Origin of the sequence: Reyranella massiliensis 521, assembly GCF_000312425.1 — a bacterium.
GTDB lineage: Bacteria > Pseudomonadota > Alphaproteobacteria > Reyranellales > Reyranellaceae > Reyranella > Reyranella massiliensis.
Genome location: NZ_HE997181.1, coordinates 358,844 through 383,515 on the forward strand (window position 1 = coordinate 358,844; position 24,672 = coordinate 383,515).

Annotated in this window: 23 protein-coding genes; 8 read left to right on the plus strand and 15 right to left on the minus strand. The window is 65.7% G+C overall.

The window, feature by feature from the left end:
- Window positions 1-13 precede the first annotated feature (13 nt).
- From BN60_RS01765 to BN60_RS01790, 6 genes are all read left to right on the plus strand, one after another.
- Window positions 14-1,348 (plus strand): DegT/DnrJ/EryC1/StrS family aminotransferase, encoded by a 1,335-nt coding sequence (locus BN60_RS01765; RefSeq protein ID WP_020694255.1) that lies wholly within the window; start codon window positions 14-16, stop codon window positions 1,346-1,348.
- Window positions 1,348-2,856 carry an FAD-dependent oxidoreductase gene (locus BN60_RS01770; RefSeq protein ID WP_020694256.1) on the plus strand — a complete coding sequence of 503 codons (1,509 nt, stop codon included), beginning with the start codon at window positions 1,348-1,350 and terminating at the stop codon, window positions 2,854-2,856. Before BN60_RS01765 ends, BN60_RS01770 begins: the two co-directional genes overlap by 1 nt.
- Before the next feature lie 72 nt (window positions 2,857-2,928).
- The gene (locus tag BN60_RS01775) at window positions 2,929-4,236 is read left to right on the plus strand and encodes a carbohydrate porin (RefSeq protein ID WP_177324740.1); all 1,308 of its coding nucleotides are present in this window, start codon (window positions 2,929-2,931) and stop codon (window positions 4,234-4,236) included.
- Between the two features lie 36 nt (window positions 4,237-4,272).
- The gene (locus tag BN60_RS01780; RefSeq protein WP_020694258.1) at window positions 4,273-5,652 is read left to right on the plus strand and encodes a sugar porter family MFS transporter; all 1,380 of its coding nucleotides are present in this window, start codon (window positions 4,273-4,275) and stop codon (window positions 5,650-5,652) included.
- Between the two features lie 119 nt (window positions 5,653-5,771).
- Window positions 5,772-7,028, plus strand: coding sequence for an MFS transporter (locus tag BN60_RS01785; RefSeq protein ID WP_020694259.1), 1,257 nt, complete (start codon window positions 5,772-5,774; stop codon window positions 7,026-7,028).
- A 9-nt stretch (window positions 7,029-7,037) separates the two neighbouring features.
- A complete protein-coding gene (locus tag BN60_RS01790; RefSeq protein WP_020694260.1) occupies window positions 7,038-10,232 on the plus strand; it encodes a non-ribosomal peptide synthetase in 3,195 nt (1,064 codons plus the stop codon).
- 24 nt (window positions 10,233-10,256) lie between these two features.
- On the opposite strand, the gene BN60_RS01795 is transcribed toward BN60_RS01790, so the two are convergent.
- From BN60_RS01795 to BN60_RS01820, 6 genes are all read right to left on the minus strand, one after another.
- Complete coding sequence (locus BN60_RS01795) at window positions 10,257-10,973, minus strand: ABC transporter ATP-binding protein (protein WP_020694261.1); 717 nt, start codon at window positions 10,971-10,973, stop codon at window positions 10,257-10,259.
- Between the two features lie 2 nt (window positions 10,974-10,975).
- Window positions 10,976-11,737: an ABC transporter ATP-binding protein gene (locus tag BN60_RS01800; RefSeq protein ID WP_020694262.1), complete on the minus strand. Its 762-nt coding sequence runs from the start codon at window positions 11,735-11,737 to the stop codon at window positions 10,976-10,978.
- Window positions 11,727-12,680 carry a branched-chain amino acid ABC transporter permease gene (locus tag BN60_RS01805; RefSeq protein WP_043283550.1) on the minus strand — a complete coding sequence of 318 codons (954 nt, stop codon included), beginning with the start codon at window positions 12,678-12,680 and terminating at the stop codon, window positions 11,727-11,729. Before BN60_RS01805 ends, BN60_RS01800 begins: the two co-directional genes overlap by 11 nt.
- Before the next feature lie 2 nt (window positions 12,681-12,682).
- Window positions 12,683-13,570, minus strand: a complete 888-nt coding sequence (locus BN60_RS01810) for a branched-chain amino acid ABC transporter permease (protein WP_020694264.1) — start codon at window positions 13,568-13,570, stop codon at window positions 12,683-12,685.
- A 64-nt stretch (window positions 13,571-13,634) separates the two neighbouring features.
- On the minus strand, window positions 13,635-14,768 hold the full coding sequence (locus BN60_RS01815; RefSeq protein ID WP_043283552.1) for an ABC transporter substrate-binding protein: 1,134 nt from the start codon (window positions 14,766-14,768) through the stop codon (window positions 13,635-13,637).
- A 46-nt stretch (window positions 14,769-14,814) separates the two neighbouring features.
- On the minus strand, window positions 14,815-16,059 hold the full coding sequence (locus tag BN60_RS01820) for an acyl-CoA dehydrogenase family protein (protein WP_020694266.1): 1,245 nt from the start codon (window positions 16,057-16,059) through the stop codon (window positions 14,815-14,817).
- Between the two features lie 108 nt (window positions 16,060-16,167).
- Here BN60_RS01820 and BN60_RS01825 point away from each other — a divergent pair, with 108 nt between their 5' ends.
- Window positions 16,168-16,614, plus strand: a complete 447-nt coding sequence (locus BN60_RS01825) for a VOC family protein (protein WP_020694267.1) — start codon at window positions 16,168-16,170, stop codon at window positions 16,612-16,614.
- Here the strand turns inward: BN60_RS01825 and BN60_RS01830 are convergent.
- Window positions 16,611-17,339 carry a TetR/AcrR family transcriptional regulator gene (locus tag BN60_RS01830; RefSeq protein WP_177324741.1) on the minus strand — a complete coding sequence of 243 codons (729 nt, stop codon included), beginning with the start codon at window positions 17,337-17,339 and terminating at the stop codon, window positions 16,611-16,613. The two genes, BN60_RS01825 and BN60_RS01830, sit on opposite strands and share 4 nt — an antisense overlap.
- A 246-nt stretch (window positions 17,340-17,585) precedes the next feature.
- On the opposite strand from BN60_RS01830, the gene BN60_RS01840 reads away from it, so the two are divergent.
- Entirely contained in the window at window positions 17,586-18,140 is a 555-nt protein-coding gene (locus BN60_RS01840; protein WP_177324742.1) for a peptidoglycan-binding domain-containing protein, read from the plus strand.
- A 38-nt stretch (window positions 18,141-18,178) separates the two neighbouring features.
- Here the strand turns inward: BN60_RS01840 and BN60_RS01845 are convergent, their stop codons facing one another.
- From BN60_RS01845 to ccoO, 8 genes are read right to left on the minus strand one after another with little or no spacing between them, the layout of a single operon-like run.
- Window positions 18,179-18,373, minus strand: a complete 195-nt coding sequence (locus BN60_RS01845; RefSeq protein WP_020694271.1) for a hypothetical protein — start codon at window positions 18,371-18,373, stop codon at window positions 18,179-18,181.
- 10 nt (window positions 18,374-18,383) lie between these two features.
- Window positions 18,384-18,524 (minus strand): cbb3-type cytochrome oxidase assembly protein CcoS, encoded by a 141-nt coding sequence (gene ccoS, locus BN60_RS01850; protein ID WP_020694272.1) that lies wholly within the window; start codon window positions 18,522-18,524, stop codon window positions 18,384-18,386.
- Window positions 18,524-20,911, minus strand: a complete 2,388-nt coding sequence (locus BN60_RS01855) for a heavy metal translocating P-type ATPase (protein ID WP_020694273.1) — start codon at window positions 20,909-20,911, stop codon at window positions 18,524-18,526. Before BN60_RS01855 ends, ccoS begins: the two co-directional genes overlap by 1 nt.
- The gene (locus BN60_RS01860) at window positions 20,908-21,384 is read right to left on the minus strand and encodes a FixH family protein (protein WP_020694274.1); all 477 of its coding nucleotides are present in this window, start codon (window positions 21,382-21,384) and stop codon (window positions 20,908-20,910) included. Before BN60_RS01860 ends, BN60_RS01855 begins: the two co-directional genes overlap by 4 nt.
- Before the next feature lie 12 nt (window positions 21,385-21,396).
- Window positions 21,397-22,884: a cytochrome c oxidase accessory protein CcoG gene (gene ccoG / locus BN60_RS01865; protein ID WP_020694275.1), complete on the minus strand. Its 1,488-nt coding sequence runs from the start codon at window positions 22,882-22,884 to the stop codon at window positions 21,397-21,399.
- A gap of 18 nt (window positions 22,885-22,902) precedes the next feature.
- A complete protein-coding gene (ccoP, locus tag BN60_RS01870) occupies window positions 22,903-23,763 on the minus strand; it encodes a cytochrome-c oxidase, cbb3-type subunit III (protein WP_020694276.1) in 861 nt (286 codons plus the stop codon).
- Between the two features lie 13 nt (window positions 23,764-23,776).
- Window positions 23,777-23,926 (minus strand): cbb3-type cytochrome oxidase subunit 3, encoded by a 150-nt coding sequence (locus BN60_RS29400; RefSeq protein ID WP_020694277.1) that lies wholly within the window; start codon window positions 23,924-23,926, stop codon window positions 23,777-23,779.
- Window positions 23,927-23,937: 11 nt separating this feature from the next.
- Complete coding sequence (ccoO, locus tag BN60_RS01875) at window positions 23,938-24,663, minus strand: cytochrome-c oxidase, cbb3-type subunit II (RefSeq protein WP_020694278.1); 726 nt, start codon at window positions 24,661-24,663, stop codon at window positions 23,938-23,940.
- Window positions 24,664-24,672: the final 9 nt, after the last annotated feature.

The window sequence follows — 24,672 nt, forward strand, 5'->3', positions numbered from 1 at the left end:
GGGGGAGACTATAATGACGGCAGACGTACGCCATCTGTCGAATCGGCTGGCCATCGATGGCGGCACGCCGGTTCGCTCTACGCCTTTGCCCTGGGAACTGCCCGGCGCCTACTACATCGACGAGGAAGAGAAGCGCCTCGTCAATCAGGTGATCGATGCGCGCAGCCCGTTCCGTTTCTACGGTCTGGATGCTCAAGGGATGGTCGACCGGCTGGAGTCAGAGTGGTGTTCCACTTTCGGTCACAAGCATGCCTTGGGCGTGAACAGCGGCAGCGCTGCCCTCCATATTGCCTTGGCGGCTTTCGGGGTCGGTCCCGGCGATGAAGTGCTGGTGCCGGGTTACATGTGGGTGAGCTGCATGAGCGCCATCGTGCGCACGGGCGCCATTCCACGCCTGGTCGATATCGACGGCAGCTTCTGCATGGATCCGGTGGATCTAGAGCGCAAGATCGGTCCGCGCAGCAAGGCCGTTCTCATCGTAAACATGAGCGGCGTGATGGGACGCAACGACCGCATCGCCGAGATCTGCCGCAAGCACAATTTGAGGCTGCTCGAGGATTGTGCGCAAGCGATCGGAGCTTCTCTGAAGGGCCGTTCCGCCGGCTCGTACGGTGACATCGGTATCTATAGCTTCCAGCTCAACAAGAACATGACGAGCGGTGAGGGCGGGTTGCTCGTCACCGAAGACGAGGACCTCTACAAGCGCTGCGTCGCGCTGCACGACCTCGGTTATGCGCGCAACGCCGAGGGCCGGCTCGACCCGTCGGACGAACGCTATCAGTACTGGGGCATCGGCAGCCGCATGTCCGAGCTTTCGGGCGCGATGGCGCTCGCCCAGATGCGCAAGGTGCGGAAGATCACGACCAAGATGCGGGACGCGAAGTGGAAGATCCGCGAGGCCATCAAGGATATTCCCGGCATCGGCCTGCGCGAGGTCGACGATCCGGCCGGCGATACCGGGCCGGTCCTGATTACGGTCTATCCGACGGCCGAGGCCTGCCAGCGCTTCGTCGATGCCATCAGGGCCGAAGGCGTACGCGGACCCGAAGGAAGCCTCACCTGCATCACGATGCGCGAGTGGGGCATGCACTGGTACTTCAACATCCCGAGCTTGGTGAAGAAGCGCTCCAACGCCAAGGAAGGGTTCCCCTGGACTCATCCGGCGAACGCATTCGCCGCCGATTACAGCTACGCCAAGGGCGCACTGCCGGTTTGTGACGCGATGTCGGAGCGTGCGGCACTGCTGACCGTCGCGTCCGTTCTGTCCGACTCTGACATCGACGACATCATCGCCGCGTTCCGAAAGGTCGGAAACGCCTTTGCCACCTACATGAAGGCCGCCGAGTAATGCATCCGCTAGCTCCCATCCTGTTGAGCGACGCGCGTGCCGTCGCCAATGCTGCCGTCGACTGCCTGGTCATCGGAAGTGGCACCAGCGGCGTGACGACCGCCATCGAACTGGCCGAGCGCGGCCTCAAGGTCGCCATCCTGGAGGCCGGCCCGCTGATCCTGACGGAGCATGTCGGCTCCGGCCCCTTCGCCAATCGGGCGGACATTGTTCCTCAGATCCATGACCTCGTGCGCTTTCGCACGACCTGGACCTCGGAGAAGGAACTGGCGGCCGTACAGGCGCGGACGGCCGAGACCAACAACAACGCGTGGTCCATCGTCGGTGGGCGAACGGTGTTCTGGGGCGGCTGCACGCCGCGCTTCCGCGACGAGGACTTCGCCGATTGGCCGTACGACGCAGACGAAATGCGCTCGTGGTACGTTCGCGCCGAGCGTCTGATGGGCGTCTCGGGAAGCGAGGGCGACAACGATACGCCGCCCTTCATGACCCACGCTGCGCAGGAACGTCTGCTGGGACGTCTTGCGGCCAAGGACATTCCCGCAACGCATGCACCGTTGTGCATCGATACGCGCTCGGTCCATGGCGGCCGCATGTCGCTCGGGTTCGATTCCTCGGTTTCCCGGCTGCTGCGCTGCAAGCATTTCGGCCGCATCGAGGACGGCGCCCGCTTGTCGCTCGCCGCCGAGACGGAAGTGCTGCAGCTCGTGCACGATGGCAATGTCGTCAGCGCCGTTACCGTACGGGATCGGACTGGCGAGACTTTCGCTGTTCCCGCGCGCCACTTCGTGCTGGCGGGAGGCTGCATGCAGTCGACGCGGCTGGCCATGGCTTCCGGCCTGGCCGACGTCGATCCCTTGGTCGGTCGCTACATGGGCGACCATCTCTTCCGCCAGGCCGTGTTCGAATTGCCGGAGCCCCTGCAGGAGAAGTCTCTCTACATCTTCATTCCGCCGACGGCGAAGCGGCCGTTTCACGCGCAGCTCCAGGGCATGTTCCAGGAGACCTGGTACAGCCCGTTGCACGCGACCTGCTGGCTCGATGGCGACGCCAACGGGCGCTACATTCTGTTCTACTGCTTCGGCATCAGCAAAGCGGAAGAAGCGGGACGCATGGTGCTGTGCGGCGATGGCATGGCGAAGACGGACTATTGCATCGTCAACGAGCGCAGCCCCGGCGATTCGAAGACCCTCGCCGAGATGGCAAAGTTCACCGCGGATGTTGCGGCCGGACTCGGCGCGAAGGTCGTTCGTACCGAGGAAAATGCCGCGGGTTCGGCGTTGCATGAATTTGGTGGGCTCCGCATGGGACGTGACCGGGCATCTTCGGTAACCGATCCCGATGGCCGTTTCTGGCGGATCGGCAACCTGAGCTGCGCCGACGCGGCAATCTGGCCGCATCAGGGCAGCGCCAATTCCTACCTGACGATCACGGCCGTCGCGTTGCGCAACGCATCGCGACTGGCGGCAGGGATGGAAGCGGGGCAAGCGGCAATGGCGGCGCAATAGCGCCGCCTTCTTGCGGGCGCAGCGCTGTAATTCGACGAGCTGTTGATGGGGGCTGGTAGAGTGGGGGCAAACGTGTGGCGCGCAGTCGCAACTTTGATCACGATCATTGTGGGATTGCTCGTCTGCAATGGCGCGTATGCGCAGAAGCCGACCGCCCCTTCGGAGCCGTGGCTGCTCGGCAACTGGGGTGGGTTCCGGACGCACCTCTTCGAGAAGGGCGTAGACTTTCAGATCACTTATGTCAGCGAGGTGGGCTACAACCCCGTAGGTGGCGCCAAGTCGCTAGCCACCTATACCGATCAGGTCGCCGTCGGCGCGACCCTGGATCTCGAGAAACTGATCACCCTGCCGAACTCGCTGCTGCAGATTACCTATACCGAGCGTGCTGGGCGCAACCTCGTGGAGGACGCTGGACTAGATACGTTGCAGCTCGTCCAGGAAGTCTACGGTCGCGGCCAGACCGTGCGGTTGACGCAATTCTATCTCGAGCACCGTTTCTTCAATGACCTGATCAATCTGCGCTGGGGCCGCTCGTCGATGGGCGATTCCTTTGCCGTCTTCTCATGCGACTTCCAGAATCTCACCTTCTGCGGCTCGCAGCCCGGCAATCTCGTCGGCAACTACATCTACAACTGGCCGATCAGCCAGTGGGGTGCCCGTGTAAGGGTGGCGATCGACGGCTTCGGCTATGTCCAGGCCGGCGCCTACGACCAGAATGAGCAGTATCTGGGATACGAGAACAAGCTCTGGCCGGTCTGGTACTCCGGCTCGACCGGCGTGCTGCTGCCGTTCGAGCTGGCTTGGCTGCCGACCTTCGACAACGGCCGCCTGCCGGGTAGCTACAAGATCGGCGCCTGGTATTCGACGTCGGCGTTGAACGACCTAATTTTCGACGTGAACGGCAACCTCGCCGCCTTGACGGGCGATCCCGCCATGCAGCGGCGCGGCCTCTATGGCGGCTACCTGACCTTCCAGCAACAGGTCACGCGCAACAGCTCGAGCGACCCGAACGCCGGTCTCAAGCTGTTCCTGAACGCCGCGGTCGCCGACGGCGAGACGTCGGCGACCAGCTTCCAGATCGCCGCCGGACTTCTCTACACAGGTACGTTCAGCTCGCGACCGCACGATTCCATCGGCTTTGCCATCGGCACGACCCAGGTCAACCAACGGCTGACCGACCTGCAGAACCTGCAGAATGCCATGGGGCTCGGACCCGTGCCGGTCAGGAACTCGGAGTACGTGATGGAGCTCTTCTACACCATCGCGCCGGTGCCCGGCCTCCTGATCCGGCCGAACGTCCAGTACATCGCCACGCCGGGCGCTACCAGCCAGAACGCCAACATCTTCGTCCTCGGTCTCAAGAGCGTGATCAGTTTCTGACGCGATGCGTCGATCCAGCAAACAACGGGTCCTCCCATGATCTACTTCCTGGCTTTTATCGCAGCGATCGCCGGCTTCCTGTTCGGCTACGACGAGGGTGTGATCGCCGTCGCGCATGCATCCCTCAGCAAGGACTTTCCCATGGATCCGCTGGTCGTCGGCTTCATGACGTCGGCGGTGCCGCTCGGGGCGCTGGTCGCGGCGTGCGTGGCGGGCCGGATAACCGACCGTTTCGGGCGGCGCTCCGTGCTGATGGCCGCCGCTGCCCTGTTCATGGTCGGCGCGCTGGTGGCAGCCAGCATCACCGCATTGTGGATGCTGATCGGCGCCCGTTTCGTGCTCGGTCTTGCGATCGGCACGGCCGCCGTCGCCGCGCCGCTCTACATCGCCGAATGCGCGCCGCACGGCATCCGCGGCGCGCTGGTCTCGACCTACCAGCTCGCGATCACCGTCGGCATTCTCATGTCCTATCTCACCGGCTTGCTGCTCGGTGGCGACGGTACGTGGCGGGTGATGTTCGGCCTCGGCGTCGTACCGGGCGCGCTTTTCCTGATCGGGCTTATCTTTCTGCCTGAATCGCCGCGATGGCTGGTCCTCAAGGGCTTTCCCGAGAAGGCCCGCGCCGGCCTCATTCGACTGCGGGGACCCGCCTGGGACGTCGATGGCGAACTGGTCGGGATGGTCCGTGCCGCGAAGGAGGAACTCGGCCGGCGGGTCGGCTATCGCGCGCTCCTCGAACCGGCGATCCGGCCGGCGCTGATCGTCGGTACGGGGCTGTTCTTCCTGCAGCAACTGAGCGGCATCAATGCCGTGATCTACTACGCCCCCGAGATTTTCAGCCACGCCGGCTTCGACAGCGTTCGTACGCAGACGCTGGCCACGGTGGGCGTCGGGGCGGTCAACGTGCTGACGACCATCGTCGCGATGTTCCTGATCGACCGGATCGGCCGCCGGCCGCTGCTGGTGATCGGCTTCTTCGGCACGGCTTTCACGATGCTGGTCATCGCCGTCGGCGTGATCTTCCCGCAGGCGGTGCCGTCCTGGATCATCATCGCCATGTTGCTGCTCTACATCGCTTCCTTTGCGATTGCGGTCGGACCGCTGCCGCATTTGCTGATGTCGGAGATCTTTCCGCTGCGGGTGCGCGGTCCGGGCATGAGCATGGCGTCGCTCAGCAACTGGGGCTTCAACTTCCTGGTGGTCTTCGCCTTTCCGCTCATGCTTGCCGGCCCAGGGTTGGCTTTCACCTTTACGGTGTTTGCCGTCATTTGCCTGGGCGGCATCGCCTTTACGCTGACACGCGTGCCGGAAACCACCGGGCACTCGCTGGAGGCGATCGAGAAGCATCTGATGTCGGGTAAGGCCCTGGGGGCGATGCGGCGCGAGGATTCGACCGCCGCCCCTCGAACGGCTTAGGTGGTTGCCGGCCGCCAATGGATCGCACGCGTCGCTTCTCGGCAGAGCGACGCGCTGCATCTGTCGACTGACGACCGCTGCCGAACCGGCTGGCCTGGGCGGCCTGCGAGGGTAGCGCGATGACGACCGTGCGCTTCGTCCTCCGTCTGGTGCCGCTGTTGGCCGCCATCCTGATCGACAGCATCAGCTACACGATCGTCGTGCCGGTCCTTGCCGCCGCGCTCGTGAGCGACAATCCGATCCTCATGACGGGGCAGGGCCAGAGCATCCGCTACATCGTCTACGGCGTGGCCTTGGGCGTCTTCGAGCTCATGATGCTCTACATGGCGCCGGTCCTGGGCGAAATATCGGACCGCATAGGCCGGCGTCCCGTCCTGGTCGCGTGCCTGATCGGGGTGGCGGCAAGCTTCGTGCTGATCGGCGGCGCCATTCTGTTCAACATCGTGGCCCTTCTGCTGCTCGGCCGCATCCTGGGAGGCGCCATGGCGGGCAGTCAGGCCGTCGCCCAGGCCGCGGCCGTGGATCAGAGCAACGAGGAGACGAAGCCGCTGGCGCTCAGTCTCTGCCTGTTCGCCTCTTCGGTCGGCTTCATTCTGGGGCCGTTGATCGGCGGAGCCATGGCGCATGCCGAGCGGCCGACCGTGTTCGATTTCACGATACCGATCGGCATCACCGCCTTGCTTGCCCTGCTTGCGGTGGCGTTGATCCTGCTCTGGTATCGGGAGCCCGTGCGTCCGCAGGCTCAGCGGATGGTGCTCAAGGACGTCGACCTGCTGATGGGCGTGCGCGGCTTCCGGGCGGCGCTCGTCGATCCGGTGATCCGGCGAATCGTCGTGATATTCGCCTGCATGCAGGTGGCGTGGGGCGCCTATTTCCTGTTCCTGCCCTCGCTCCTCTTCGAACGCTTCGACGTGGATACCGGGGCGGTTTCGCTGATGATGGGGCTTCTCGGCGTGGGATTCTGTGCCGCCTACGGCCTCTGCCTGCCGTGGCTGCAAAAGCGCATTGCGGCGCGGACCATTGCCGCGTGGAGCCTATGGGGCACGGCTGCGCTCATGGCGGTCTCGTTCTGGTCGCACGATCTCGAGGTGCAGTGGGCGATCGCCTTCCCCATAGCGACCGTCGTGTCCATCGCCTACGGCGCCATCATCACCCAGTTTTCCGATGCTGTCGAAAGCGACCGCCAAGGCTGGATCCTGGGAATATCCATTTCCGTCACGGCGCTCGCCTGGGGCAGTTCGTCCATCGCAGCCGGCATGCTCAGCGGCCTGGACTATATGGCGCCGTTTGTTCTCGCCCTCGTCGCCATGTTCGCAAGCGCCGGCCTCGCCACGATGCGGCCCGTGCAATCGGTTGCACAGCTCAAGGGAGAATGATCGGTGCCGATGCCGAAGTTGATCCATCGCCTCTTCGAAGCGGCCGCCGACCGGACGCCGGCCGCCATCGCCCTGTACGCCGGAGAGCGTCGTATCGGCTTTGCCGCGCTTGATCGCGCCGCCGAGAGCATCGCCCAGGCGATCCTCGCAAGCCGCGGCCTGCCGGCCGACGCGACCCTGCCGCCCGATACGATGATCGGCCTGGCCCTGGGGCGCGGGATCGAGGCGACGGCCGGCGCGCTGGGTATCCTCAAGGCGGGCGGCGCTTGGGTTCCGCTCGATCCGTCTTATCCGGAAAGCCGGCTGAAGTTCATGCTGGGGGACACGGCGGCGCCGCTGGTTCTGACCACACGCCCGCTGCTCGAGAAGCTCTCCTTCCTCGCCGACGCGCCGGCAGGGACGCTTTGCCTCGATGAGATCCTGGCCACCGCATCGTCCACCGTCCAACGACGGCCTGACAGGCACCCTGCCGAAGGGCATGCCGACCCGCTGGCCTATGTGTTCTACACGTCCGGCTCCACGGGAACGCCCAAGGGTGTACTGGGGCCTCATCGGGCCATGCTGAGCCGGTTCGAGTGGATGTGGGAAGCCTTCCCGTTCGCCGCCGACGAGCTTTGTTGCAACAAGACCGCCTTGAACTTCGTCGACTCGGTCTGGGAAATGTTCGGCGGCCTGCTGAAGGGCATTCCCAGTGTCATCGCCGACGACCTTACGGCGCGCGATCCGCTGGCGCTTCTCGACCTGCTGGCCAGCCGACGCGTGACGCGGATCATCGTGGTGCCGTCACTGCTGGCGGCCCTGATCGATGCGGCCCGCCATACCGGCACACGTCTCGATGCGCTGCGCTACGTCACCTCGTCCGGCGAACTGCTGCCCAGCAGCCTCGCCCGACGCATCGACGAACTCGCGCCGAACGCCACGGTCCTCAACCTCTACGGCTCCTCGGAGATGGCGGCCGACGCGACCTGCTGCGTGGTCGGTCCGGACGCCCTCAAGGGCAAGATCGTCTCCATCGGCAAGGCGCTCGGCCAGATGCGCGTTCATGTCCTCGACGAGGAGCTGCAGCCGGTCGCGGTTGGCGAGCCGGGCGAGCTTTGTGTCTCCGGCCCGGGACTCGCGCGCGGCTATCACAACAATCCGAGCCTGACGGCGGAGAAGTTCATTCGGAACCCCTTCGCGACGGCGGCGGAAGCGGACCATGTCCGATTGTTCCGCTCCGGAGATCTGGTGTCGCTGCGTCCCGACGGCGAGATCGACTATATCGGCCGGCGCGATTTTCAGATCAAGCTGCGCGGCTTCCGCATCGAACCCGGAGAGATCGAGACTACGCTCGCCACCCATCCCGCCGTCCGGGATTGTGCGGTGAGTGCGATCGACACCGAGGGCGGACGCCAACTCGTCGCCTTCTACGTTCGCAGCCCGGATGCCGAGACGACCGATGTGGAATCGTCGGCTCTGCGCGACTTCCTGAGCCAGCGGCTTGTTCCTTACATGGTGCCGTCCCACTTCGTGGCGATGGCCGACGACCTGCCACGCCTGCCCAACGGCAAGCTCGACCGCAGAAGCCTTCGTCTGCCGCCCGATTTCGACATCCGTCAGGACATCGTCGCTCCCCGGGATTCCGTAGAGGAGGACATGGTTCACATCTGGCGCGAAACGCTCGGCATCAGGTCGGTGAGCGTCACGGACGACTTCTTCGAGCTGGGCGGCGATTCGCTCCTTACCTTCCGCGTAAGCCTTCTCGCGCGGGAGGCGGGCTATGCGCTGACGCCGCGCGACCTCTACGAGCACCCGACGCTCGAAGCGTTGGCGCGCCGCGCCCGCACGGCGCAGGCCCTCGAGATCGACGCATCCGTGCCCGAAGGGGAAGCGCCGCTCAGCCCGATGCAGCGCTACTATTTCACCTGGGCACGCCCGAACCCCAACAAGTTCAATGTCGGGTTCATCGCACGGCTGCCGACGCTGCTCGATCCATCGATTCTCCGGCAGGCTCTGCGCACGGTGATCGAGCACCACCATGCGCTGAGATTGCGTTTCCGCCGCGCGGCCGATGGCGAATTTCACCAGCGGTACCAGAGCAGTCCCGACGTGTTCGATGTGCCGATCCATGCCTTCCGGCTGCCGGCTGGCGACGAAGGCGCCCGGCTTGCCTTCATCGAGACGCAGGTCGCGCGCCTGCACGATTCTCTCGACATCGACAACGGCCCGGTCATGACGGTCGGGCTGTTCGAAGACCCGGCGGGGACGGATCATCACTTCTTCTTCACGATGCACGAACTCGTCACCGACGCCATGTCGTTGCAGATCACGTTGGAAGACCTGCGCACGGCCTATACGGCGCTCGCGGCCAGCCGTCGACCAGGGCTGCCCGCGTCGACGACGCCCTTCCATCAGTGGGTCGACCGGGTCATCGACTACGCGCGCGGGCCGGCGGCTGCAGCTCAATGGGCCTACTGGCTGGACCAGGCGCGCGAGGTTCATCCGTTTCCGGAAGACGATGCCGATGCCAGCGCCCTGCAGCGCGACATCGATGTCCTGGGCTTCGAAATTCTGTCGAGCGACGAGGTCAACGCCGTCCGTGGTCGTCTTGCGGGCGGATTCCAGCCGACTCTGATTCACGCCATCGTGGCCGGCCTGGCGCTCACGGCCCACCGAATCTCGGGCCAACGCAATCTCGTCTTCCACAAAGTCGCGCATGGCCGTGAAACCTGCATTCCCGGCACCGATGTCTCGCGAACGGTTGGATGGTTCATCACCCACACGCCCATTACCGTGCGTCTGCCTGACGGGTCGCTGGAAGGCGCCGGGGCGTTGGCGCAGGTCCTCGAACGGACCGCCGAACAGTATCGCGCCATTCCCGACAATGGCCTTGCACACAGCGCCCTGCGCTATTTCTCGGACGATCCACGCACCGCCGAACTGGCTCGTTTCGACCAGGTGAAGACACTCTTCCAATATATCGGTGATGTCTGGGAGGAGAACTATGACGGGACGTTGTTTCAGCCAACGGCATCTTCCCTGATGGACTTGCCGGACACCGTCGCGGCCGAAAACCAGGCCGACTATCACCTGCATGTCTACGCCTACGTCATGGACGGCTGCTTCCGGATGAAGCTGTTCTACACACGGCCGAATCATCGGGTCGAATCTGTCGAGCGCATGGCGTCGCTCATGCGAGAGGCGATGCGCGGTATGCTCCTCTAGCCCGAAGGAGGAGGGTGGGCCGTCTCAGCCGAGATAGGCCCGGATCAGGCGTTCGTCCTTGAGGAAGGATTGCCATTCGCCCGGTCCGACCTCGTGCACGATGCTTCCGACCGCCATGACATAGGCGCGGTCCGTGATTTCGGCGGCGATGCCGACATTCTGTTCGATCAGCAGGAGACCCATACCCCGCTCGCGAAGGGCTTTGATCACGAGCAGGATGTCCTTCACGACCTTCGGAGCGAGGCCAGTCGAGGGCTCGTCCATGATCAGCAGGTCGGGCTGCAAGAGCAGTGCCCGGGCGATCGCGACCATCTGCTGCTGGCCACCGCTCAACAGCTCGACGGGGGAGTCGAGACGCTCCTTTACGACGGGGAACAGCGCCGTAACTTCGTCCCAGGCGAAGCGCATGTTGCCGCGTCGGACCTTGCGGCCGACTGTCTCTGCCAGAACGAGGTTTTCGCGGACCGACAGCTCGCCGAACAAGCGGCGGTTTTCGAGCACGACGGCGAGGCCGTGCTGCGAGAGATCATGAGGCGGCGTCGAGGTGACATCCGTGCCGTTCTTGACGATGCGCCCGCTGCGCGCGCGCAGGAGACCGCAGATTGTCCGCACGAGCGTGGTCTTGCCCGCGCCATTCGCACCGACCAGCGCGACAGCTTCGCCATCGCCGACCTTGAGAGAGATGTCGTTCAGGACGGTGAGGGCGCCGTAGCCGGCGGAAACGGAGGTCACTTCCAGCACGATCAGACCCCGAGATAGACTTCGCGGACCCGCGGGTCTCGCTGGATTGCGGCCATGTCGCCGCTGGCGATGATCTCGCCGAAGTAGAGCGTGTGCACGGTGCGGGCCACCGTCATGAGGCCCATGTCATGGGAGACAAGCAGGACCGTAATGCCCTGTTCGTTCAGGCGCACAATCCACTCGCGCAGATTGTCGATCTCCTGCGCATTCAGGCCGGACGAGGGCTCGTCGAGCAGGAGAAGACGCGGCTCGCCCACGACCGCGCGGGCGATCTCGAGGATGCGGCGTTGCCCGGCCGTCAGGCTGGCGGCCGGCAGGTCGCGCAGGTTGCCGAGCTGAAAATGCTCGCAGGCGGCTTCGGCACGCTGGCGAATCTCACGCATCTGTCCGCGGGCGGCCGGCGTGCGCAGAAGGTCCTGCAGCATCGTCGTGCGGGTGAGCTTGGTGCACCCCACCATGATGTTTTCGAGCACGGTCATCTGCTCGAAGACCTGGGGCGTCTGGAAGGTTCGCACGAGGCCTGCCGTGCCGCGCCGCTGGATCGACTCGCGAACGAGCGGAGCGCCTCGGTAGGTGATCGACCCGGCGAGCGGGCGGATATAGCCGCTCACGATGTTGAAGAGCGTCGTCTTGCCCGAGCCGTTGGGGCCGATCAGGCCGATGATGCCGCCTTCCGGGACGTCGAACGTGACAGACCGCAGCACGGCGAGGCCGCCGAACGAATGGCCGACTTCCTTCAGCGCGAGGATGGCGTTAGCGGGCATGGTTGCCCTGCCGTGCGGCAAGCCGCGTCCAGAGACGGCCGAAGGCGCCCATCAATCCGTCGGGCAGCAGGACGACGACGGCAACGAGGGCGAGGCCAAACAGGATCTGGTGGATGTCGCCCAGCTTGCTCAGGAACTCCGGCAGGAAGGTCACGAACAGGGCGCCAACGACGATCCCGGGGATGGACGTGGCGCCGCCGATCACCGGGATCAGGAGGAAACTGATGGAGCGGTCGACCGTGAAGCTCTGTGTGCTTACGAACGAGGCATGATGGGCGAACAGGCTGCCCGCGAGACTGCCGAACAGGGCGCAGACCACGAAGACCCGCGTTCGCAGCGACTGCAGGTCGACCGACAGGGCGGCGGCGGCGGTGCTCGAGTCGCGCATGGCGCGCAGCATCAGCCCGCTGCGGCTGTCGACGAGGTTGTGCGCCGCCGCCATGCAGGCGAAGGCCACGATCCAGACGAAGAAATAGTAGCGCGACGGGCGGTCGAGAACGAACCCGAACAGGTCGAGCTTGGGGATGCCGCCGATGCCCAGCGTGCCGCCGGTGAGCCAGTCCCATTCGAAGAACAGGGCGCTGGCGATGGCGCTGAGCGCCAGGGTGCCCAGGGCGAGAAAGTAGCCCGTGAGGCGCAGGATCGGACGGCCGATCACGTAGGCGAGCGCCATGCTGATGGCAGCACCGACGACGAAGCCCACGATGCTCGGCAGGCCCATCATCACCGTGCAGTAGGCGCTGGCATAGGCACCGAGGCCATAGAAGGTGGCCTGCGCCAGGTTGACGATGCCGCAATGCCCGAGCAGCAGGCCAATGCCAAGACCGGCGATCGTGTAGATGCCGGTGAAGACCAGCAGGTCGGCGATGTTGCGTGGTACGACGAAGGGCAATGCCGCCCATATGACGAGCGCGACGGCGATCCAGAGGAGGCGGGGCTGCATGGTCATCCTCCCCGCCGGCCGGCGCGGCCCAGAATGCCGTTCGGCATGAGGATCATGATGATGATCAGCACCGAGAAGGCGACGACGTCCTTGTAGCTCGACGAAATGCCGATGATGGCCAGCGACTCGACCAGGCCGAGCGTGATGCCGCCAACGGCCGCTCCTAGGGGATTGGTGAGGCCGCCGAGCACGGCTGCCGCAAAGCCCTTCAGGGTAAGGTTGAGGCCGAGCGTATAGTCGACGGAGATCAGCGGCGTGACGAGGATGCCGCCCAGGGCGCCGAGCAGGCCGCCCAGAATGAAGGTGTAGGTGCGCATGCGCCCGACATTGATGCCGGTGGTTGCCGCGCCATCGGCGTCGATCGATGCGGCCATCATGGAGAGCCCGACGGTCGTGCGATGGAAGAAGGCGCGCAGCAGCAGCGTGGCGCCGATCCCGATCGCGATCAGCCAAAGCGCGTGGAACTGGATGACGGCATCGAGGACGAGCAGGACGCCCTCGCCGCCGATCGGCGGCAGCAGATGGCCGTCGCGGCCGATGAAGAAGAGGATGGACGCCGACAGCGTCAGGGCGAGGCCGATCGTGAGGAGGAGGAAGCTGTCTTCGCTGGCGTTCTTCTTAGCCATGTAGCGGACGAAGGCGACCTCGATGAAGGCGCCGACCAGCGCGCCGGCCAGCACGCCGCCGGCGATGGCGGCCGGATAGGGCCAGCCGGACTTGGTGAGCAGAAGGACCGTCGTCATGGCGCCGATAACGGCGAACTCGCCCTGCATGGCGTTGATGACGCGGCTTCCCTTGAAGATCGCCGACAGGCCCATGCCGACGAAGGCATAGACGATGCCGTTGGTCACGCCGGCGAAGATCGCCTGCAGGACGAGGCTGAGAGTCATTGAATGCGGTTCCGCGGGCAAGGAGACGGCGCAGGTTTTTGCTGCCTGCGCCGTCGAACGGTGGTTACTGTGCGACGCGGAATGGCGTGCGGGTGTACTTGCCGCCGACGAGCTTCGAGAAGACGAAGCTCGAGATCGGAATTCCCGTCATGTCGTCGGCTGCGAAGTTGTAGTTGGCGAGCACGCCCGTGTAGGGCGCCTTCATGGCCTCGCAGAGCTTCTCGCCCGTCGCGTCGGCGCCGGCCTTGGTAAGAGCCGCGGCGATGATGTGGGCGGCATCCCAGGCCGCCGCTTCGTAGTTCTTCGGCGTCGAGTTGTAGGTCTGCTTGTAGAGGTCGACGAAAGCCTTCTGGTGCGGCAGCGGATCCTCGCCGACCACGAACTCGGGGATGGCGATGTTGTCGGCCGCCGGACCCATGGCGTTCACGTACTCGTACGAGGACGAGCCGATCGCCGCGATCACCGGCTGGGTGATCTGGATCTGCTTGACGTTGCGGAACGGCGTCGCCGACGTGGCGATGATGAACACCGCTTCGGGGCGTGCGGCCTTGACCTTGGCGGCCTGCGTGGTCGTATCGGTGGCGCCGATCTCGAACTTCTCGACCGCCACCAGCTTGACGCCGTACTTGTCGGCGAGGGGCTTCAACTCGGCCATCACGACATTGCCATAGCCCGCGTCATGCAGCACGCCGACCTTGGTCGCCTTGATGCTCTTGGCATATTCCAGCAGGGCCTGGGCGTTCAGGCGCTGCGGCGGCAGGACGTGCGCCACACACTTGCGCTCACGCTCGACGGCCGGACCGATGCCGGTGAAGGCGATCTGCGGGATCTTGTTGGCGTGCGTGACGCCGCCGACCGCAACGGTGCTCGCCGTCAGCGACGGACCGAGCAGGGCCACGACCTTCTGCCCGAAGATCAGGTCGTTGGCCTTGCTGAGGGCGGTATCGGGGTTGGACGCATCGTCTTCGATGATGATCTTGATGGGACGGCCCTTTACGCCGCCCTTCGCATTGATGTCCTTCTCGGCCAGCAGAAGGCCGTTGCGCTCAGGCACGCCGAGGCCCGCCCCGGCGCCGGTGGCCGACACGATGGCGCCGATCTTGATCGGTTCGCCCGACGTCTGCGCCTGCGCCGCCATGGCGCTCAAACCGACCAATGCCGCAGCGCCGGTCAACCTCGCAATCGATGACAATGACATTCTTGCTTCCTCCCACGTGATGGATTTCTTCATTGGCCGCTTGCCGTCAGAGCAACGGCGGCGGTCCGGCCATGCCGAGGGCATGCTGGCCGAACAGGGCGCCCTGTACGTCGGGCGAGAACATGACGTGTGCGTTGGCTGCGTGCGCGTCGCGGAACAGGCGTTGCATGATCCCGCTGAGATAAAGGCCGCTGGAGCCGGCGACGGTCATCAGCATGTCTACGGCTTCGAGACAGAGGCGGACCGAGAAGAAGGCGTCGCGCCGATAGCGCAGCTTGTCTTCGTGCAGCGGTTCGCGGCCGGCACGGGCCACGTCCATCGCGTGAGCGCAGATCGCCCGCATCATCATCTCTGCCGCGTCGATGCGGGCGCTGGCCTCGGCCACCCTGAGCTGGACGGCCTGGCTGGCGCCGACCGGCTGCCCCGTGGTCGTGGCGTTGCGCTTGCGCGCCGCCCCCACGACGGTCTCGTAGGCCCCTTGCGCGCAGCCCAGCATGGTGCCCGACAGCACATAGGGACCCAGCGCCAGCATCGGCAGGCGGAAGAGCGGGGAGGGATTGACGGTAGAGCCGGGGTGCGGCTTGCCGTTCATCGCCCAGGCCGTGACCGTCCTGTAGTCCGGCACGAACAGGCCCTTGATCACGACATCCTTCGAGCCGGTGCCGGAGAGACCGACGGCGTGCCAGGTGTCGATGATCTCGTACTGCGAGCGATGGACGAGGGCGAAGCGCTGGTCGACCGGCGGGCCATCGTCATGCTCGCGCACCATGAAGGCCAACATGTTCCAGTCCGAATTGTCGACCCCGGAGGAAAGCGGCCAGCGGCCCGAGACCTCGTAGCCGCCCTCGACCTTGCGGCCGCGGCCGGCCGGGAAGACGAGCGAGGTGGCGATCAAGGTATCGCGCGAGATGTCCCAGATCTCGTCCTGCGCTTCCGGCTGGAAGTAGCCCAGCATCCAGTGATGGCTGGCGAGATTGCCGAGGTTCCAGGCGGTGGAAGGGCAGACCCGGGCGATCGTGGCGCAGGTGTCGACCAGAATGCCGACATCGAGATCGGCGCCACCGACGCGGGCCGGTTGAACCATGCGGAAGAGGCCGCTGCGATGGAGGTCGCGCTCGGTCTCGTCGGGCAGCCGCCGGAGCTTCTCGCAATCGACCGCCCGTGCCGCGAGGGCTGGCACCAGGGCGCGCGCCCGATCGAGCATTTCCGAGTAGCTCACGCCGGCGAATGACGTCGGTTCGGCCGGCAGCGTCGCCGACTTCGACCAGCCGGTGGCCCCTTCTCTCGGCATCCCAATTCCTCCCACCGATACGGCGTTGTTCGTTGAAGGAACGATGCGCGTCGTGCACGATCAGGTCAAGTGACCTAATTTTTTGGTCATGTGACCTCGGGAGGAACAATGGCGATCAAGGTGCTCGAAATCCATCATCAAGGGGTGCGCATCGGCGCCGACGAGAAGACTCTCGCCGATCTCGAAAATTTCTATGCCGGCGTCCTTGGCCTCGAGCGCGACAAAGGCAGGCCGGAGATTCCCGGCATTCCGGGCATGTGGATCAATGTCGGCGAAGTCGGGCAGATCCACCTGATCGGCGGCGACCTGCCGTCACCCTTCGCTCAGGGGCCGGGCCGAGATCCGACGGCGCCGCACGTGGCGCTTGCCGTCGAGAACATCGTCGAGACCAAGGCCGAGCTCGATCGGCTGGGAGCATCGTACTGGTCGCTGAAGGGGGCGACGGGCCCGGATGCCGAGCAGCTCTTTCTCAACGATCCGTGCGGCAACATGGTGGAACTCCACCAGTTCGATAAGTGCCGCTGCCGGCTGAAGAGCCGTGTGAAGCCGTCCTAGCCCGACACGGGCGCGGCGAGGCCCGCACACAGGAAGGGAACGATCTCGCGGATGGCCGCCTCCATGTCCGCGGGATCGCAGCGCCCCTGGGAGATCGCTTCCAGGCGGCCGGGCTGGAGCAGCGTCCAGACGTACGCGCCCATCATGAAGTAGTAGCGCCAGTAGAGCGTTTCGGTCGGCACGGCGGGCAGGGCACGGCCGATCGCGGCGACGTAGAGTGCGTTGGTCTCGTCGTAGATGTTGGCCCGCACGACGTTCGCCGTCTCGTCCGGATCGGTGAAAAGCCGGGCATGCATCTGCATGGTGGAAGGCTTTCCGCTCTGCCGGGCTTCCGGCAGCAGCAGCGACCTCACCAGCGCGTCGACCAACGCCTCGAGTGGGACGCGGCCGTTCGGATGCCGTGACTCGGCTTCGCGCAGCAACGATCGGCGGCGGTCGGTGACTTCCCGGCCGATGCGCGCGACCACGGCCTCGAAGATCGCGCGCTTCGATTCGAAATAGTAGTGGAGCTGGCCGACATTGACCCCGGCCCGGCGGGCGATGGCCCTCGTGGTCGCGCCGCCATAGCCGAACCGGCCGAACATCTCTTCGGCAACGTCTAGGATGCGCTCCGGCAGATTGGGCTTCGAGAGCCGCTGGCGCCGCCTTGTGGCGCCCGATGATCTCGCGGGCGAACTCTTCGCGCGGATGCGCCCGCTCTTCTTGCTCACTGCCTTTGTTGCCACGAAGATTCCCGGTTTCGATGGAGAGCCTCTCATAAAGGGAAGCTCCGCTCATTTCCATTCCTGCTGCCACTCTGGCGGGAGTTTGCGGTCCGGCGGCGGAGATTGGAGCCGGGAGCGCGCGCCGTTGAAGCAGGGCCGATTCCTCGGTAGCGTCCAGGCTGCGAGAGAGGTCGGGCGAGAGGAAGCATTTTGATGGTGATGGCTTCCGGAAGCGGGTGGAGCAAGCGATGGCTCGCGATACCTGTCGTGGCCTACGCGTTCGTCTTCGCGCTGCTCGGCGGCGCTGGCGTTGCTCTCTGGGCAATGGAGGGGGGCGGCCTGCCATGGGCCCCCGAAGCCGAGCCCGCATCTGTCGCCGCGTCCAAAGCGGTACAGTTGGAATTGTCCCCTCTCGGTCGGGGGCTGGACCTTCCGCCGCGCACCACAGCTCCTCAGGCGACGGCGCCGACGGAGCTTAAGGCGGCGCCGCAACCGGCGGTGCCCCTGCTGCAGCAAGCCGAGGCGGGGAAGGACGATACGGCGGCCTTGTCGACGAAGACGCCTGAACCGCCGACGTCGACCTCCCAATGTTCGGTCGATCCCGGCCCTTGGCCCACCGACCGGACGAGCCAGATCAAGATCATCCAGCTTCTGCTGCGCGACCTCGGCTTCTATGCCGGCACCACCTACGGTACGATGGGACCGGCCACCCGGGCGGCGATTGCCAAGTTTCAGTTCGCCGCCAACGAAGCCGAATCAGGCGAGCCCAACGAGATGTTGTTCGTGGCGCTCAAGAAGAAGTGCGCGTCGGCGTCGCCCTGAGCGAGCCGGCCCAGGCGGTATCGTCGGCGCCGCAGCGCTTAGGCCTCGCGCCGGCCGTCGTGCCCTTCGGCTTCGTCGTAAGCCGACTTGATCATCCACCAGCAGAACAGGATGGCGAACGCCGACAAGGCCAGGCCGAAGGCCAGGATACCGCTGTCGCGAGCAGCGCCAGCCATGAACAGGCCGACAAGGCCGAGCAGGCCCACGAATATGCCCATGATCCAGTGAGACATTTTTCTCTCCTCAATCGTCGTCGAACAGAATGCGGCCTGCAGAGCCGTCGGGGTCGTCGTATTGGCCGTTGCGCAGCGCCCAGAGAAAGGCCGCCAGAGCCAGCAAGCCCAGGAAGAGCGCTGCCGGCACGAGAACGAGCAGACTGTCCATCAGAGCACCTGCCGAAGGCTGGAGGGCTGCGGGGCTGGCGGGCGAATGCCAAGGCGTAATGAATTGCCGATCACCAGCAACGAGGACGAGGACATGGCCACGGCGGCGACCAGGGGTGTGACCTCGCCCAGGATCGCCAGCGGCACGGCGGCGAGGTTGTAGAGGAGCGCCAAGGCCAGGTTCTGGCGCATCAGGCGATTGGCGCGACGTGCCACATCCAGCGCTTCGACGACCGGCTGCAGTGCATCGCCCTGGAACACCGCATCGGCGGCATTCTGCGTCGCTTCGGCGGCCGTCGTTGGCGATAGAGAAGCATGCGCGGCGGCAAGGGCCGGCGCATCGTTCAGCCCGTCGCCGACCATCAGCACGTGCTTGCCCTGCGTTGCCAGCGCGGCCAGGTGCTGTGCCTTGGCCGCGGGCCTCGCCTCGGCACGCCAGGTATCGATGCCGACGATCCGGGCGACATCGGCCACGGCGGTCGGCCGGTCACCCGAGAGCAACTCGACGGCGAGCCCGTCGCGATGCAAGGCCGCGACGGCCTTCGCGGCATCGGAACGCAGCCGATCGGCAAAGGCGAAGCGGACTGGCTTGTGGCCCGGCTCGACGAACCAGAGTTCGGACCGGCCGTCGTCCACTGCATCGGCAACGCCACAGAAGGCGGCCGATCCCAGGCGCGCGTCGCCGCTTTCGAGCCCCTCGCCAGGATGCTCGACGACGTTCGGGGTGGCCGCCACTCCCGGCACGGCGCGCAGGAGGGCGCGCGCCAGGGGATGGCGGGAGTTCGCCGCGAGCGCGGCCGCGCGACGCCTGGTTTCGGGGTCGGCAGGACCGTCGACGAGTTCGGGACGCCCCAGGGTAAGGGTGCCGGTCTTGTCGGAGACGACATGGTCGATCTGCGCCAAACGCTCGAGTGCCGTCGGCGAAAGCAGCAGGATGCCCGAACGCAGCAGACGCGTGCCCGCCACCACCTGAACGACCGGGACCGCAAGGGCGAGCGCGCAGGGACAGGTGATGATGAGCACCGCCGTGGCCACCAGCAGCGCGCGATCCCAGGCGAGGTCTCCCAGCATCATCCAGCCGAAGAAGGTCAGCAGTGCGGTGACATGCACCACTGGCGCATAGGCGCGTGCGATTCGGTCGGCGATGGCTGTGAAGCGCGACCGCCCGCGTTCGGCAGCCTCGACGAGCCGGACGATCTCCGCCAGCAAGGTACGGTCGCCGGCGGCGGTAACGCGTACGCGCAGCGGGGCGCCGAGGTTGACCATGCCGGCGAATACCCGGGCCCCCGGTTCGACCGCCTGCGGTACGCTTTCACCGCTGATCAGGGCGGCGTCGAGCGAGGATCTTCCCTGGCAGACGATGCCGTCTGCCCCCAGCCGTTCGCCGGCCGCGACCAGCAGCACGTCGCCGGGAACGAGCGCGTCGACGCGGCGCGGGGCCGTGCTGCCGTCGGCCGTGACGACCGTGACGCTGCGGGCTGTCAGCGCCAGCAAGGCCCGTACGGCATGGCGCGCACGGCCACGGGCGCGACGGTCGAGATAGCGGCCGACCAGGAGGAAGAAAAGCAGGGTGATCGCCGAATCGAAGTAGGCATGCGGGCCGCCGACCCAGGCTTCGTGGAGGCTCACCACGCAGGCCAGAATGACGCCGATCGAGATCGGAACGTCCATGTTGGTGCGGCCGGCCTTCAGGGCGGCGATGGCCGAACGGAAGAAGGGGCGACCGGCGTAGGCGACGGCGGGCAGAGCGATGGCAGCTGAAAGCCAATGGAAGAGGGTACGCGTCGCCTCGCCCATCGAGCCGTCGTGGCCCGACCAGACGGCGACCGACAACAGCATGACATTGGCGGCGGCAAATCCCGCCACCCCGAGCGCGCGCAGCAAGTCGCGCGTGTCGCGATCCTCGCCGGCGTTGGCCGCGACGATGTCGTAGGGGGCCACCTTGAAGCCGAGGGCCGCGACAAGGCCGGCATGGGCATTGGCGTCCTCGGCCGGACCACGCCAGCCAAGAGAGAGACGCCGCGTCGAGAGGTGTACGCGAGCCCTGGTGATGGCCGGGTTGCGTGCCAGCAGGCTCTCGATCAGCCAGACGCAGGCGGCGCAGTCGAGGCCTTCGACCAGCAGGTCCAACGTGGCTTCGTTCCGGCCGGTGACGTGCGCATGGCCGGCGAAGTCGGTTTCCAGGGGCTCCGGCCGCCTTGCGTGCCGTTCCTCCAGGCGTCGGTAGAAGGAATCAAGACCGGCCGCGCCGATGATGGCGTGTGCGCCGGCGCATCCTGCGCAACAGAACTTGCTGTCGGAAAGCCCGCGCAAGACCTCGCCGCAATGCGCGCAGCTCCGCTCGACCACGGCAGCGGGAGAGGGCGCGCAGAGGGCGACGTCGGTCATTGCAGGAACATCCGGCGGGTCTGAGCGAAGCGCTGGCCGTCGCGCTCGATCACGATGTCGATGTCCCAGTTCCCGCGGGCCGGCAGGTCCACCGTGCCGGTAAGCTGTCCCGGTCCGACGATGGCCATGGCAATGTCGAGCGGCGGCCGCTTTTCCGTCGGCCGCACCAGCTCGACGGTCGCACGCGCCCCGGCGAGTGGCCGGCCGTCGCGATCGGACAGGGTGAGATCGAGCCGGCGGCTCTCCGGCCGCCATTTGGAGTCGATTCGCCAGCCCAGAGAATCCCGGCTTTGCTGGGCGGTAATGACGTCGTTGTAGCGCAGCCCGCGGTCGCGTGGCTTGGGCGTATAGAGGCCCGAGAACGATCCCACGGCAAACCAGATCATGATGCCGTTGACCGCGATGACGAGCATAAAGCCCAGGACGAAAAGCCAGGGAATGTAGCGACCGCGCGAGGCGAGGGGGGGGCTCATCGGCAAGCTCCTTTAACGGCCAGGTCCGACAAAGACGGCATCGTGCGAGGCCCGACGCGCCTGTGATGCCTCGCGCACTTGGAACGTGATCGGCTTGGAGCCCGCGGGCGCGTTCTTCGACGGTACCGTAACGAGCACCCGGAAGGTGCCGACCGCGTCGGGATGCACCACCAGGCTCGGCGATCCCGATGCGCCATCGGCGTCGGCGCCGATGATGCTCAGAACAGCCGAGGGCAGTCCTTCGACGGCCACCTGGAAGTGAGCCTCCTCGCGATGCTTGTTCAGGATCTTGAGGGTATAGGAGTTGCGAATGTCGCCGTTGGACAGGCGGACATAGTTCGGGCTGCGGTCGCGCTGGACCGTCAGTTCGGCGTCGCTGCGCAGCAGGAATGCCACCAGCATGATCGCAGATACGAGGCCGAGCAGGCCGGCATAGAGCAGGGTGCGGGGTCGCAGCGGCCGCCACGCCACGCGGCCGGTCCCCTTGACCACGCTGGTCTCCTTGGCGTGCTGGTTGGCCAGGGTGTCCCAGCGGATGAGGTCCAGCGGCCGCCCGACCTTGTCCATGGTCTGGGTGCAGGCGTCGATGCAGAGGCCGCAGCCGATGCATTCGATCTGCTGGCCGTCGCGGATATCGATGCCCGTCGGGCAGACGGCGACGCACAGGCGGCAGTCGACACAGTCTCCACGACCCTCCCAGGTGTCGCCGGCCTTGTGCTTGCCGCGCTGCTCGCCGCGCCATTTCTGGTAGGTCACGATCAGGCTCTGCTCGTCGAGCATCGCGGCCTGGAAGCGCGGCCAGGGGCACATGTAGGTACAGACCTGCTCGCGTGCCCAACCCGCGAGAACGTAGGTGGTCGCGGTGAACAGCCCGACGAACGTATAGACTTCGAGCGATGCCTCGCCGCGGAAGATCTTGACCAGAGTGGTCGGAGCGTCGACGTAGTAGAAGACCCAGGCGCCGCCCGTCGCCGCCGCAATGACAAGCCAGGCGGCATGCTTCAGGCCCTTGCGGGCAGCCTTGGTTGCCGACATCGGCTGGCGGTCGAAGCGCATGCGCTCGTTGCGATCGCCTTCGATCCAGCGCTCGACCAGCATGAAGAGATCGGTCCAGACAGTCTGCGGGCAGGTGAAGCCACACCAGACGCGCCCGAACAGTGACGAGGCGAAGAACAGGCCGAGCGATCCCAGGATCAGAAGGCCGGTGACGAAATAGACTTCCTGCGGCCAGATGACGACGTCGAAGAACCAGCCGCGCCGGCCGTCGAGATCGATCAGGATGGCCTGCGACGGCGCATTGGGGCCGCGGTCCCAGCGTATCCACGGCACGAGGTAGTAGAGGCCGAGCAGCAGGACAAGGACGGCCCACTTGATGCGCCGCCACTGCCCGGCAATCGCACGCGGGTAGACCTTGATGCGGGTGACGTAAAGCGGCAGCTCGGCTTTCTGTGCGGCGAGCGAGACCGCGTCTTCATCCCGAACCTTTGTGTCGATACCCATGATACGCCCGCATACTGCCTAGCGGCCGCCGCCCAGTGCGTGGACGTAGATCGTGAGCATCTTGATGGTCGCTTCGTCGAGGCGTCCGGTCCAGGCCGGCATGCTGCCGTTGCGGGCGTAGAAGATCGACCGATAGATGGCATCGCGATTGCCGCCATAAAGCCAGATCCCGTCGGCGAGGCTGGGCGCGCCCAGCTCCTGGTTGCCCTTGCCTTCGGGACCATGGCAGGCCGCGCACTGATCCTTGAAAATCTGCGCGCCTTCCGGCGTGGCCTGCGCCTTGCCGGACAGGCTCAGCACATAGTCCGTCACCGCCGCGATCTGGGCGCCCGTGAGCATGCCGTCGATGCCGAAGCGCGGCATCATCGACTGGCGGGACTTGTCGTCGGCATTGCGGATGCCGTGCTCGATCGTGGCGCGGATCTGGTCGAGACTGCCGCCCCAGATCCAGTCGTCGTCCACCAAGTTGGGGAAGCCGTGGCTGCCCGCACCGCCAGCGCCGTGGCACTGCATGCAGTTGGTCTGGAACGCCGAGCGACCACCGGCCATGGCGAAGCTGAAAAGCTCGGGCTCCTTGGCGATGTCGGCGAGCGAAGTGGTCCGGATGCGGTCGACGAAGCCGGCGCGCGCCTTGGCCTGCTCGGCGAGCTCCTGGGTGAGTTCGGCGCGGCTCCAGTAACCCAGCACACCCTTCGTATGGCCGTTCAGCCACGGCCAGGACGGGTAGAGGGCACAGTAGACGATGGCGAACACCACCGTGGCGTAGAAGGTATAGACCCACCAGGTCGGCAGCGGGGTGTTCAGTTCCTTGACGCCATCCCACTCGTGGCCGGTCGTGTTCTGACCCGACAGCGTGTCCTTCTCGATCTTGGTCGGCATGGCCGGTCCTTCGTCATTCGTCGTTGAGCGGGATGCGGGAGTCCTTCTCGAACCGGCGCCGGTTCTTCGGACGCCATGCCCAGAAGGCGATGCCGGCGAAGACCACGATCGCCCAGATGGTCCAGATCGAGGTGAGCAGCTCGCCGAGCGCTTCGAGAGTCATGTCCGTTCTCCCTATTGCCGCAGCCGCTCGGGCGGGATGTCGCCGAAGCGCACCAGCGTGCCCAGCATCTGCAGATAGGCTACGAGCGCATCCATTTCGGTGATCGCCGTCGAGTCGACATTGAACTTGCCGACGACGGCCCGCGGATACCGCTTCTCCATCGCCGTCGGATCGAGCTCCGGATTGACCTGCGCTTCGAGGTCGGCGCGGGCGTTGGCGATCATTTCGTCGGTATAGGGCGTGCCGGCCGCGCGCATCGCGCGGAGGTGGCTGGCGATGTCGCTGTAGTCGAGCTTCTTGTAGGCGAGGAACGGATAGGCCGGCATGACGCTCTCCGGCACGACGGCACGCGGCGAGACGAGATGGGCGACGTGCCAGTCGTTGGAATAGCGGCCTCCGACGCGCGCCAGATCCGGCCCGGTGCGCTTGGAGCCCCACTGGAAGGGCCGGTCGTACATGCTTTCGGCGGCGAGGCTGTAGTGACCGTACCGCTCGACTTCGTCCTTGAACGGGCGGATCTGCTGGCTGTGACAGGTGTAGCAGCCCTCGCGGACGTAGATGTTGCGGCCCAGCAGCTCGAGCGGCGTGTAGGGACGCACCCCGTCGACCCGCTCGATCGTGGTCTCGATGGAGAACAGCGGGATGATCTGCACCAGACCGCCGATCGAGACCGTAATCAGGGTCAGGATCACCAGCAGGATGGCGTTCTTTTCGATCGTCTCGTGACGAATGAGCATTTGCGCGTC

Coding starts and splice junctions, on each gene's coding strand:
- BN60_RS01785 (WP_020694259.1), top strand. CDS start 5,772: ATGACGACCGTGCGCTTCGTCCTCCGTCTGGTGCCGCTGTTGGCCGCC.
- ccoS (WP_020694272.1), bottom strand. CDS start 18,524: ATGGACAGTCTGCTCGTTCTCGTGCCGGCAGCGCTCTTCCTGGGCTTG.
- ccoO (WP_020694278.1), bottom strand. CDS start 24,663: ATGCTCATTCGTCACGAGACGATCGAAAAGAACGCCATCCTGCTGGTG.
- BN60_RS01770 (WP_020694256.1), top strand. CDS start 1,348: ATGCATCCGCTAGCTCCCATCCTGTTGAGCGACGCGCGTGCCGTCGCC.
- BN60_RS29400 (WP_020694277.1), bottom strand. CDS start 23,926: ATGACTCTCGAAGCGCTCGGCGAGCTGCTCACCTCGATCTGGACCATC.
- BN60_RS01855 (WP_020694273.1), bottom strand. CDS start 20,911: ATGACCGACGTCGCCCTCTGCGCGCCCTCTCCCGCTGCCGTGGTCGAG.
- BN60_RS01860 (WP_020694274.1), bottom strand. CDS start 21,384: ATGAGCCCCCCCCTCGCCTCGCGCGGTCGCTACATTCCCTGGCTTTTC.
- BN60_RS01790 (WP_020694260.1), top strand. CDS start 7,038: ATGCCGAAGTTGATCCATCGCCTCTTCGAAGCGGCCGCCGACCGGACG.
- BN60_RS01765 (WP_020694255.1), top strand. CDS start 14: ATGACGGCAGACGTACGCCATCTGTCGAATCGGCTGGCCATCGATGGC.
- BN60_RS01825 (WP_020694267.1), top strand. CDS start 16,168: ATGGCGATCAAGGTGCTCGAAATCCATCATCAAGGGGTGCGCATCGGC.
- BN60_RS01815 (WP_043283552.1), bottom strand. CDS start 14,768: ATGTCATTGTCATCGATTGCGAGGTTGACCGGCGCTGCGGCATTGGTC.
- ccoG (WP_020694275.1), bottom strand. CDS start 22,884: ATGGGTATCGACACAAAGGTTCGGGATGAAGACGCGGTCTCGCTCGCC.
- ccoP (WP_020694276.1), bottom strand. CDS start 23,763: ATGCCGACCAAGATCGAGAAGGACACGCTGTCGGGTCAGAACACGACC.
- BN60_RS01805 (WP_043283550.1), bottom strand. CDS start 12,680: ATGCAGCCCCGCCTCCTCTGGATCGCCGTCGCGCTCGTCATATGGGCG.
- BN60_RS01845 (WP_020694271.1), bottom strand. CDS start 18,373: ATGTCTCACTGGATCATGGGCATATTCGTGGGCCTGCTCGGCCTTGTC.
- BN60_RS01810 (WP_020694264.1), bottom strand. CDS start 13,570: ATGACTCTCAGCCTCGTCCTGCAGGCGATCTTCGCCGGCGTGACCAAC.
- BN60_RS01800 (WP_020694262.1), bottom strand. CDS start 11,737: ATGCCCGCTAACGCCATCCTCGCGCTGAAGGAAGTCGGCCATTCGTTC.
- BN60_RS01820 (WP_020694266.1), bottom strand. CDS start 16,059: ATGCCGAGAGAAGGGGCCACCGGCTGGTCGAAGTCGGCGACGCTGCCG.
- BN60_RS01780 (WP_020694258.1), top strand. CDS start 4,273: ATGATCTACTTCCTGGCTTTTATCGCAGCGATCGCCGGCTTCCTGTTC.